12 protein-coding genes are annotated in these 10,105 nt (G+C 70.2%); 10 read left to right on the top strand and 2 right to left on the bottom strand.

The annotated features are described in order from the left end of the window. Nucleotides 1–255: enoyl-CoA hydratase-related protein (locus tag ACO1BU_RS15735; protein ID WP_424136911.1), on the bottom strand; the 255-nt coding region annotated here is incomplete at its 3' end. Between the two features lie 222 nt (nucleotides 256–477). Next, nucleotides 478–1,965, bottom strand: coding sequence for a sensor domain-containing diguanylate cyclase (locus ACO1BU_RS15730; protein ID WP_424136910.1), 1,488 nt, complete (start codon nucleotides 1,963–1,965; stop codon nucleotides 478–480). Nucleotides 1,966–2,438: 473 nt separating this feature from the next. Here ACO1BU_RS15730 and ACO1BU_RS15725 point away from each other — a divergent pair, with 473 nt between their 5' ends. Genes ACO1BU_RS15725 through ACO1BU_RS15680 form a run of 10 tightly spaced genes read left to right on the top strand, consistent with a single transcriptional unit; the run spans nucleotide 2,439 to nucleotide 10,105 of the window. After that, nucleotides 2,439–3,140 (top strand): heme ABC transporter permease, encoded by a 702-nt coding sequence (locus ACO1BU_RS15725; RefSeq protein WP_424136909.1) that lies wholly within the window; start codon nucleotides 2,439–2,441, stop codon nucleotides 3,138–3,140. Between the two features lie 10 nt (nucleotides 3,141–3,150). Beyond that, the gene (locus tag ACO1BU_RS15720; protein WP_424136908.1) at nucleotides 3,151–3,285 is read left to right on the top strand and encodes a hypothetical protein; all 135 of its coding nucleotides are present in this window, start codon (nucleotides 3,151–3,153) and stop codon (nucleotides 3,283–3,285) included. Next, a complete protein-coding gene (ccmE, locus tag ACO1BU_RS15715) occupies nucleotides 3,282–3,821 on the top strand; it encodes a cytochrome c maturation protein CcmE (protein WP_424136907.1) in 540 nt (179 codons plus the stop codon). The genes ACO1BU_RS15720 and ccmE overlap by 4 nt, the downstream gene beginning before the upstream one ends. Continuing rightward, on the top strand, nucleotides 3,818–5,800 hold the full coding sequence (locus ACO1BU_RS15710; protein ID WP_424136906.1) for a heme lyase CcmF/NrfE family subunit: 1,983 nt from the start codon (nucleotides 3,818–3,820) through the stop codon (nucleotides 5,798–5,800). The genes ccmE and ACO1BU_RS15710 overlap by 4 nt, the downstream gene beginning before the upstream one ends. Further along, on the top strand, nucleotides 5,797–6,390 hold the full coding sequence (locus ACO1BU_RS15705; protein WP_424136905.1) for a DsbE family thiol:disulfide interchange protein: 594 nt from the start codon (nucleotides 5,797–5,799) through the stop codon (nucleotides 6,388–6,390). Before ACO1BU_RS15710 ends, ACO1BU_RS15705 begins: the two co-directional genes overlap by 4 nt. Beyond that, the gene (locus ACO1BU_RS15700) at nucleotides 6,381–6,839 is read left to right on the top strand and encodes a cytochrome c-type biogenesis protein (protein ID WP_424136914.1); all 459 of its coding nucleotides are present in this window, start codon (nucleotides 6,381–6,383) and stop codon (nucleotides 6,837–6,839) included. Before ACO1BU_RS15705 ends, ACO1BU_RS15700 begins: the two co-directional genes overlap by 10 nt. Then, nucleotides 6,836–7,624 (top strand): c-type cytochrome biogenesis protein CcmI, encoded by a 789-nt coding sequence (gene ccmI, locus ACO1BU_RS15695; RefSeq protein ID WP_424136904.1) that lies wholly within the window; start codon nucleotides 6,836–6,838, stop codon nucleotides 7,622–7,624. Before ACO1BU_RS15700 ends, ccmI begins: the two co-directional genes overlap by 4 nt. Further along, complete coding sequence (locus ACO1BU_RS15690) at nucleotides 7,621–9,042, top strand: NAD(P)-binding domain-containing protein (RefSeq protein ID WP_424136903.1); 1,422 nt, start codon at nucleotides 7,621–7,623, stop codon at nucleotides 9,040–9,042. Before ccmI ends, ACO1BU_RS15690 begins: the two co-directional genes overlap by 4 nt. After that, nucleotides 9,039–9,539: a CMD domain-containing protein gene (locus ACO1BU_RS15685; RefSeq protein ID WP_424136902.1), complete on the top strand. Its 501-nt coding sequence runs from the start codon at nucleotides 9,039–9,041 to the stop codon at nucleotides 9,537–9,539. Before ACO1BU_RS15690 ends, ACO1BU_RS15685 begins: the two co-directional genes overlap by 4 nt. After that, complete coding sequence (locus ACO1BU_RS15680) at nucleotides 9,536–10,105, top strand: peroxidase-related enzyme (protein WP_424136901.1); 570 nt, start codon at nucleotides 9,536–9,538, stop codon at nucleotides 10,103–10,105. The genes ACO1BU_RS15685 and ACO1BU_RS15680 overlap by 4 nt, the downstream gene beginning before the upstream one ends.

Genomic DNA, 10,105 nt, shown 5'->3' with positions numbered 1-10,105 from the left:
GGCCGCGACCACCTCCGGCAGGCTCGGCGGCACAGGCGGCTTGCCGAACTCGCTGATATCCGCCCCCGCAATGAAGGCCCGGCCCTCCGCCGCCAGAACAACGGCCCGAACCGACCCGTCCGACCCCACAGCCTCCAGCGCCCGTAACAAACCACCGCGTACACCAGCACTCAACGCATTCACCGGGGGGTTGGCGATCCGGAGAATGGCAAGCCCATTCTCAACGCTGCTCTTCACCGGCTCCTGCTCCGCCATCCGCCGCTTCCTCGATTCCAAAACAAGATCTTGTTTTCAGGAGGAAAACATTGATCTGGCCGGACAGGAGCTAATGGCCGGGCAGAGGCGGCGTCAAGCGCGGGGGCCCTCTCCTTGCTGCGGTGCAGGATCAGACCATGGTGACCGGACGGCGGCGCCCAGGCGGCGAGGCGGCACCATGAGGCCGCCTCGCCGTTGTGAGGCATGCCTGCCGGAGACGGACTATTCCCCCGGCTGCAGCACGTGCCCGGACTGGCCGCGGTCACTGACACGCGGCTTCTCGCGCTTGGTCATGTAGAGCGCCGCATCGGCCACGGAGATCGCCGCATCGATATCGGTGGCGTCCTTCGGCAACAAGGCGATACCGATGCTGCAACCGAGGCGCAGGCGACCGGCGGGCGTGGGCAGGCCTTCGTTCAGGGCGGCGTTCAGCCGCGTTCCGACTTCTCGCGCCGCCTGCTCCACCTGCTCCGGCGGGCCAGGCAGGCATAGGATGAACTCGTCACCGCCCATGCGCACCGCGGCGTCATTCGCCCGGGTATTCTGGCGCAGCCACAGGCCAATCCCCTGCAACACAGCATCGCCCGCGGCATGGCCATGGCGGTCATTAACGGGCTTGAAGCCGTCCAGATCCATGGCCACCACGGCGCAGCTCCGCATCCGGTCGGAATGCGCCTCGCGCCAGGCATCGAAGCCGGCGCGGTTCAACAGGCCGGTCAGCTGGTCGCGCCAAGCCTGATCCCGCAACTGCTCCAACCGGCCTGTGACGTCGCTGACCTCAGCACCGCCCAGCACGCGTTGGATGGCGGAACCGACGCGGCTGGCGTTCCAGCCCGCCAGAAGACCGCCGAGCGCAGCAATCCCCAGCGTGCCAAGGCCGAGCCAGGCGCCGAAGGACCAAAGGGGCGCCAGGACAGCGTGGCGGTCCCGCTCCGCGACGACAACCCAGCCGAGATTCGGATGGTCCGGGGCGCCATCCGCCCGCGCGAAGGCGAGAATCGACGGGGCCCGGCCGGGCAGCGTCGCTTCTTCCCAGCCGTCCGGCCGGGGTGTCTGGGCCCAGGGCCGGCCGCGCTCGCCCTCAGGGCCTAGCAGAACCGTGCCGTCAGACCCAAGCACGCGCAGCTCGGGCGCAGGCTGCCAGGGGGAGAGGCCGATCAGCTCACTGCGGACCCCCGCTGCCCAACGCCAGGTGAGATGGCCGGAAATCACGCCCAGCACCGTCCCGTCCGGGGCGTGGACCGGGGCCGCAGCATCGACGAAATAGGCGTCGGCGCCACCTCCCTGGTCTTCCGGCAGGAGCTTGGCAAGCAGGACGGCCGGGTGGACATCGCCCAGATACAGGCCGGCAAGGCCGGGGCGGAACCAGGGCCGAGCGGAGACATCCACCCCTTCCAGCAGGCCGCCAGTGGCGGCGATCACACGGCCGTCGGCGCCCGTAAAGCCGATCCAGGAAAAGGTCGGGGAGCGGCCACGCAGGTCCTCCAGCAGGCGGCGTGCCAGGGCGGCATCGGGGGTGCGGCGCTCGAAGACCTCAAAGCGAGCCAGCATACCCACGTCATGCGCCCATGCGGCGAGGCCGGAATCGAGGCGCTGCGCCATGGTCTGAGCAAAGCTGGCCAGCCGCGTGCCTGCCTCGTCCAGCAGGCGCTGGCGTTCGGAACGCAGAAGCAGCGCTGAGCCCGCCATGCCCATCAAGGCGCAGACCATGGCAACGGCAAGCCCCTGTCCCCATCCAGGGCCGAACCACGCCCAACGACGCATTGAAAATCCCCGGCGGCAACCCCGGGCAGCATCCCGGGCAGCGCCACCAATACCATAGGTTGTATTCACCGTACACAGAAAGTTGAACTGAGCTGCCTTACCTGGGGCAGCCACCCAGGTCCTAAAAGCCGAACGGTCTGCCCAGCTGCATCAGCCCCACTGAAAAGAAGTAGCACAGCGGCCTGTGCATGCTTCCTTGCAACCCCATTTCGGCCCTATGTCCGGCGTCGGTGTCTGGTGTGACGCATTGTCACCCATGGTAATTCCAGTGTCGGCCAGGGCGCGCTAAACCCGGGCCGCCCTCCCCGGCGCGAGCCGGGGCCTGATCACCGCGTGGACGCACTCCCCTGACCTCTCCCGCGCCGCTCCTGCACCGCTTCGCTAATCCGGGCCGCTTCCTGCGTGCGACGGCGCGGCTCATGCCCTGGCTCTGGGGGGCATCGCTGGCGGTGCTGCTGCCTGCGGCGGGCTGGGCCCTATTCCTCTCCCCGGCCGACTGGCAGCAGGGGGAGACGGTGCGGATCATGTATGTTCATGTTCCCATGGCATGGCTGGCCATGTCCGGATATGCCGGGCTGGCGCTGGCCTCGGTGCTCGGCCTGGTCTGGAAGCACCCGCTGGCCGATCTGGCGGCGCGGGAGCTTTCGCCCGTCGGCGCGATGGTGACGGCCCTGTGCCTGGCGACCGGCAGCCTCTGGGGCCGGCCTATGTGGGGAACCTGGTGGGCCTGGGACGCGCGGATGACCTCCGTGCTTGTTCTCTTTTTCCTCTGGGTGGGCCATGCGGCCATCACACGCGCCTTCGAGGATGAGGAGCGCGGTGCGCGTGTAGGAGCCATCCTGGCACTGGTTGGGGTGGTGAACCTGCCGATCGTGAAATTCTCGGTGGACTGGTGGAACACGCTGCACCAGCCAGCCAGCGTGGCGCGGCTGGCGGCGCCGGGGATGCATGTTTCGATGCTCTGGCCGCTGCTGGCCTGCGCCTTGGGCTTCACCCTATTGTTCACCACGCTGGTGCTGGCGCGGGTGCGGGCGGCGGTGATGGAGCGGCGGGTCGAGGCGCTGGAGCTGGCCCGAGCGCGCGAGGCCGACCGGGCGCCAGCCGAAGCGGTACCGGCGTGAGCGTGAAGCGATGAGCGCACATTGGATGAATGTGGTCGCGGCCTGGATGCTGGCTGCGCTGGGCTTCGGCGGGATGGCACTCGGCGCGGCCTGGCGGCACCGGGCGGCAGCACGGCGGCTGCGAGAGCTGGAGCGGGCAGGATGAGCGGCGTCGCGGCGGTTCCCCGCAAGGGCGGGCTCGGGCTGGCAGCCTCTCGCCGCCGGCGGCGGCTCTGGATCCTGCTTCTCTGCGGGCTGGGGCTGGGTGGGGCGGCGGCGCTGGCGCTGACGGCCTTTCAGGACAATCTGGTGTTCTTCCGCTCGCCCTCCGACATCGCGGCTTCCATGCCCATAGATGGGCGGGCCTTCCGGCTCGGCGGGCTAGTGGAGGCCGGGAGCGTGGTGCGGGATGGGACGGATGTGCGCTTCCGCGTGACGGATGGGGCGAATACCGTCTCCGTCACCTATCACGGCGTTCTGCCGGACCTGTTCCGCGAGGGACAGGGCGTGGTGACACTGGGCCGGATGCAGCCGGACGGAAGCTTCAAGGCCGCCGAGGTGCTGGCGCGGCATGACGAGACCTATATGCCGCCCGAAGTGATGGACGCGCTGAAGCGCAGCGGCCACTGGAACCCGGCCCAGGGCGCTGCGCCCCCGGCGGGTGATTGGAACACGATGGCCCCGGCCAGGACAGGTGGATGATTCCTGAAATCGGGCATTTCGCCCTGGCGCTTGCGCTCGCCCTGACGCTGGCGCAGGCCGTTCTGCCGCTCTGGGGGGCGCAGCGCGGGGATGCGCGGCTGATGGCCGCGGGCCCCGGCCTGGCGTTGGGCGTGTTGATCGCGGTGGGCTCAGCCTTCGCCGCGCTGCTCTGGTCCTTCGCGGAGAATGACACGACCGTCTCGGCCGTGGTGCAGAACAGCCATTCGGCCAAGCCGATGCTCTACAAGCTGGCGGGCGCCTGGGGGAACCATGAGGGTTCCATGGTGCTCTGGGTGCTGATCCTGGCCCTGTGCGGCGCCGCGGTGTCGGGCTTCGGGCGCGGGCTGCCGGGGGCGCTGCGGGCGCGGGTGCTGTCGGTGCTCGGGATGATCGGGGCGGGGTTCCTTGCCTTCATCCTGGCCACATCCAATCCCTTCACGCGAATCTGGCCGCCGGCGCCGGACGGGCAGGGGCTGAACCCGGTCCTCCAGGACCCCGGCCTGGCCTTTCACCCTCCCCTTCTCTATCTCGGCTATGTCGGAACGGCCGTGACCTTCGCCTTCGCCATCGCGGCGCTGATCGAGGGGCGCGTGGACGCGGCCTGGGGGCGCTGGGTCCGGCCCTGGGCGCTGGCCTCCTGGTCTTTCCTGACGCTCGGCATCGCGCTGGGATCCTGGTGGGCCTATTACGAGCTGGGCTGGGGTGGCTACTGGTTCTGGGATCCGGTGGAGAATGCCTCGCTGCTGCCCTGGCTGGCGGGCTGCGCGCTGCTGCATTCGGCGATCGTGGTGGAGAAGCGCGAGGCGCTGAAGACCTGGTCGATCCTGCTGGCGATCCTCGCCTTCTCCATGTCGCTGCTCGGCACCTTCCTCGTGCGCTCGGGCGTCCTCAACTCGGTCCACGCCTTCGCCAATGACCCGGAGCGCGGCGTGTTCATCCTGGCGCTGCTCTTCGCCACGGTGGGCGGCGCCTTCGCGCTCTTCGCCTGGCGGGCGCCGACACTGGCACCGACGGGGATCTTCGCTCCGATCTCGCGCGAGGGCGCGCTGGTGCTGAACAACCTGCTGCTCTGCACCATTGCGGCGGTGGTGCTGGCGGGCACGCTTTATCCGATGTTCGCGGATCTGATCCTGAAGGCGAAGATCTCGGTCGGGCCGCCTTTCTATCAGGCCACCGTCTTTCCGCTGGCGCTGCCGCTGATCCTGGCCATGGCAGCGGGGCCGCTCATGGCGTGGAAGCGTGCGCGCCCCTGGCCGGTGCTGCAACGGCTGTGGTGGTCGGCGCTGATCGCTGTCGCGGTGATCGCGGTGGTCTGGCTGGTGCAGGGCAAGCCGGTTCTGCCGGCCCTGGGCTTCGGCGCGGCTTGCTGGCTGATTTTCGGCGCGCTGGCGGATATCGCGGAACGGCTGGCGCTCTTCTCTCGCCCGAAGGCGGCCTGGGCGCGGGCCCGCGCCTTGCCGCGCGCGGCCTGGGGTGGCGCGGTGGCGCATGCGGGCTTCGGCGTCACCCTGCTCGGCATGGCCGGGATGGGCCTGGCAACGGAGCGGCTGGCGGCGGTACGGCCGGGCGAGAGCATCTCGCTCGGCGGCTATGAGTGGAAGCTGGAGGGTGTGCGCGACGTGGTCGGGCCGAACTGGACGAGCCGGCGCGCCACCGTGACCGTCACGCATGACGGCGCGCCCGTGACGGTGCTGGAGCCGGAGAAGCGCAACTTCCCGCTGGCGCGGCAGAGCACGACGGAAGCGGCGATCCACACCACCCTGACGGGGGACCTCTATGCCGTGATGGGCGAAGAGGAGAATGGCAGGGCCACGTTGCGCCTTCACCATAACCCGTTGGCCCCCTGGATCTGGCTGGGTGCGGCGGTGATGGCGCTGGGCGGCGCGCTGTCGCTCTCCGACCGGCGCGCGCGGATCGGTGCGCCGGCGCGGCGCCGTGCGGCGGCTGCTGCCGAGGCGCCCGGGGAGGCGGCGGCATGAGCGAGGCTCAGCCATCCCCCCCGCCCCGCCGGTCCCTGCCCCGGCGCGCGCTGTTCCTGGCGCCGCTTGGCGTGGTGGCGGCCAGTGGCCTGGGCTTCTGGGGCATGCTGCGGGGAATGCGCGACGGGTCCTATGATCCGCGCGGCGTACCCTCGGCACTGCTCGGCAAGCCCGCGCCGCGGGTGAACCTGCAGCCGGTGGAGGGCGTGGACACGCCGGGCTTCGGGCCGGAGGCGCTGGCCTCGCCCGGGCGGCCCGTGCTCGTGAACTTCTGGGCCTCCTGGTGCGTGCCCTGCGTGGTAGAGCATCCGCAGCTCGTTGCTCTGCAGCGGCGCGGCGTGCGGCTCCTCGGCATCAATTACAAGGACAAGCCCGCGGATGCGGCGAAATTCCTGGCGCGCCACGGTAATCCGTTCGCCGGGCTGGTGGCGGATGCCGAGGGACGCGCGGGGATCGAATACGGGCTTTATGGCGTGCCGGAGACCTATCTGCTGGATGCCGGTGGCATCGTGCGCTGGCGATGGGCCGGGCCGATGATGCCGGACACGCTCTCGGCCGAAGTGGAGCCGCTGCTGCGGCGATACGCGTGAGGTCCCTGTTCTTCGCCTTGTTGCTGGTGCCGTCCCTGGCGCTGGCGGTCGGGCGGCCTTCCGAGATGCTGCCGGATCCGGCGCAGGAGGCGCGGGCGCAGGAGATCGGTCGCGAGCTGCGCTGCATGGTCTGCCAGAACCAGTCCATCGAGGACAGCGAAGCCGACCTGGCGCGCGACCTGCGGCGGCTGGTGCGGGAGCGCGTGGAGGCCGGCGATTCAGATTATACGGTGCGCGAGTACGTACACGCGCGCTACGGCGACTTCGTGCTGCTGCGGCCGCCCTTCAACTGGGTGACGGCGCCGCTCTGGGCGCTGCCGGTGATCGTGCTGGGCGGCGGCGCGCTGTCCCTGTTCATCATGCGGCGGCGCGCGTCGAACCGGTCCGGGCCGCCGCCGCTGACGGAAGCGGAGCGCGCACGGCTGGCGGCGCTGGAGGAAGAGTCGTGACCTGGCTGTTTGCCGTGCTGCTGGCCTTGGTGGCGCTGCTGCCGCTGGCCTGGATGGTGTGGCGCCCGGCACGGGTGACCGATCGCGCCTCGGCCGACCGCGCATTGTATCGCGCCCAGATGGCGGAGCTGGAGCGGGACAAGGCCCTGGGACGGCTGGACGAGACGGCGCATGCGGCGGCGCTGCTGGAGGTGCAGCGGCGCATGCTGGCGGTGCCGGCGGTTGCGCCGGTGCAGGCCGGCGGCCGCGGACCGCTGATCGCGGCGCTGGTGGCCGTGCCGGTCCTCGCCCTCGCCGTGTATTTCCTGAACGGGATGCCGGGAATGCCCTCCGCGACTTTCGCGGAGCGGCGCGATGCGGCGGCGCGGGACGAGGCGCTGCTGGCGCAGTTGCGCGCGCGGCTGGCGTTAATGCCGGCCGATAATCCCCAGACTCGCCAGGGCTGGCTGCTGCTGGCCGAGGCGGAGCGGAACCGTGGAAGGCCCGCGGAAGCGGCTGCGGCCTATGGGGAGGCGCTGAAGGCCGGCTTCAATGCTGACCTCGCCTCCCAGCGCGCGCAGGTTCTGATCGAGGCAGGACAGATGGACGAGGCCATCTCCTTCCTGACCGAGGCACTGCCCAAGGCGCCGGACCATGTGGGGCTGCGCTTCCTCTCCGGCCTGGCGGAGGCCCAGGCGGGGCGTCCGGCACAGGCCCGCGCGGCCTGGACGGCGCTGCTGGCCACCGCGCCCGAGGGCGCGCCCTGGCGCGCGATGGTGGAGCGCCGGATGCAGGCTCTGCCGTGAGCGGCCTGGACCAGCTGGAAGCACGGCTGCGGCAGGATCTGGAACTGCTGGAGCTGCCGGCCAAGCCCTGGGTACCGGAACGCCGGGCGCCGGATGGGCGCCCGGTTGCGGATGTGGCGATCATGGGCGCGGGCATGGCTGGGCTGGCGGCAGCGGCGGCGCTGCGGCTGGACGGAATTGACCGGCTGCGCGTGCTGGATCGCGCGCCGCAGGGCCAGGAAGGCCCCTGGGTGACCTTCGCGCGGATGGAGACCTTGCGTTCGCCCAAGCAGCTTGCGGGGCCGGCGCTGGGGCTCCCTGCCCTGACCTTCCGGGCGTGGTTCGAGGCGCAGCACGGGCGCGCGGCCTGGGAAACGCTGGGGAAGATCCCGCGCGGGATGTGGATGGACTACCTCAACTGGTATCGCCGGGTGATGGCGTTGCCCGTGGAGAATGGCGCCGATGTGTCGCTGATCCGGCCGCGCGAGGACGGGCTGATCGCTCTTGAGATGCGCGAAGGGCCGGAGATGTTGTGCCGGCGGCTGGTGCTGGCCACCGGCCGCGACGGGCTGGGCCGTGAATTCGTGCCGGACATGGCGCAGCGGGTGGACCGCCGCTTCTGGGCACATTCGCGGGAAGCCATCGATTTCACGGCGCTTCGCGGCAAGCGCGTGGGGGTGGTGGGGGCGGGCGCCTCGGCCATGGACAATGCTGCGACGGCGCTGGAGGCGGGCGCGGCCTCGCTGGACCTGTTCGTTCGGCGCAAGGCGCTGCCGCGAATCAACAAGTTCACGGGCATCGGCAGCCAGGGCGTGGTGCATGGCTTCGCCGGGCTGCCGGACGAGTGGAAGTGGCGCTTCCTGCATTATGCGGGATCGGAGCAGACGCCGCCGCCGCGCGACAGCACGCTGCGCGTCTCGCGCCATCCCCATGCGCGCCTGCATCTGTCCAGCCCGGTGACGGAGCTGCGGGAAGAGGAGGACGGGTTGCGCGTGGAGACGCCCCGTGGCGCCTTCGTCGTTGATTTCCTGATCTTCGCCACTGGCTTCAAGGTGGCGCTGGATGAGCGGCCGGAGCTGGCCTTGATCGCGCCGCATATCCGGCTCTGGCGCGACCGCTTCACCCCTCCGAAGGGGCAGGAGAGCGAGGAGCTGTCCTCCTCGCCGGATCTGGCGCCGGATTTCTCCTTCCAGGAGCGGGTTCCCGGCACCTGCCCGGCGCTGGCGCGCATCCATGTCTTCAACTATCCCGCGACAATGAGCCATGGGAAGCTGACGGGCGATATTCCCGCCATTTCGGCGGGGGCGAAGCGGCTGGCACAAGGCATTGCGCGGTCCCTGTTCGTCGAGGACCGGCAGACCCATTTCGATACGCTGGTGGCCTTCGACACGCCGGAGCTTCTGGGCGACGAATGGCCGGACAGGGGAGAGGCCGCATGAACCCGGATGATCTGATCGACGACATCCTGGGCATCGCCCCCGGATCGCCGCTGGCCGAATTGCGGCAACGCCGGCCGGAGGCGCTGCGCCATGCCCAGGGCGCTTATCGCGAGCTGCTGATGCCGGAGGATCCCGGCAATGTCTCCCATACCGATCGCGCTGCGCTGGCGCTTCGCGTGGCGCTGCGGGAGGGCAACCAGGCCCTGGCGGCCCGCTTCCGTGCCCTGCTGGAGGCGGCGGGCGCGGAGGAGACGATCATGCTGGCGGAAGACCTGAGCGGCGCGCCGATGGAAGGCCGGCTTGCGGCACTGCTGCGGTACGCGGATGTGGTGGCGGCGCGGCCCGAAGCGGTGACGCAGGAGACCATCGATGCACTCTCCGATATGGGGCTCACGCCGCGGGACATCGTGGCGATCACGCAGCTGATCTCCTTCGTGCCCTACCAGGTGCGGGTGATCGCCGGGCTGCGCGCGATGCAGCAGGAGGCCGCGCAATGACCCGCTTCACCCTGGAAGAGGTGGGCTGGACGCCGCGTATCCCGCCCGTGGAGGCCGAGACAGCAACGCCGGCGCAACTCGCGGCGCTGGAGGCCTGCCCGCCGGCTCAGCGGCGCTCGACCTATTTCCTGACGCTCGCGAATGATCCGGGATCCCTGGGGGAACGCGGGGCGCTGTTCAACACGGTGATGTATGCGCCGCGCGGGCTGCCGCGGGCAGACCGTGAGTTCGCCACCGCCATCACCTCCATGGCGAATGGCTGCGTGTACTGCACTTCCGTTCATGCCCGGCGCTTCGCGGAGCTGTCGAAGCAGAAGGAGGCGATGCAGCGGGTGTTGGAGGAGGGGCCGGCGGCGGAGAGCGACCCGCGGCGGCGTGCGATCGCGACCTTCGCCGAGAAGCTGACGCTGACGCCCGACTCGGTGACCGCCGCCGACCTTGTGCCGCTGCGCGCAGTGGGAATGGACGATCTGGAATTGCTGGACCTGATCCATTCCATCGCGATGTTCGCGAATGCGAACCGGCTGATGCAGTCTCTTGGCGAATCGGAGCCGCCTGCTTCCTAG

It is taken from the genome of Roseomonas chloroacetimidivorans, from assembly GCF_049629625.1.
In the GTDB taxonomy this organism is placed as follows: Bacteria; Pseudomonadota; Alphaproteobacteria; order Acetobacterales; family Acetobacteraceae; genus Roseomonas; species Roseomonas chloroacetimidivorans.
This window is presented reverse-complemented; position numbering and strand designations above follow the sequence as displayed.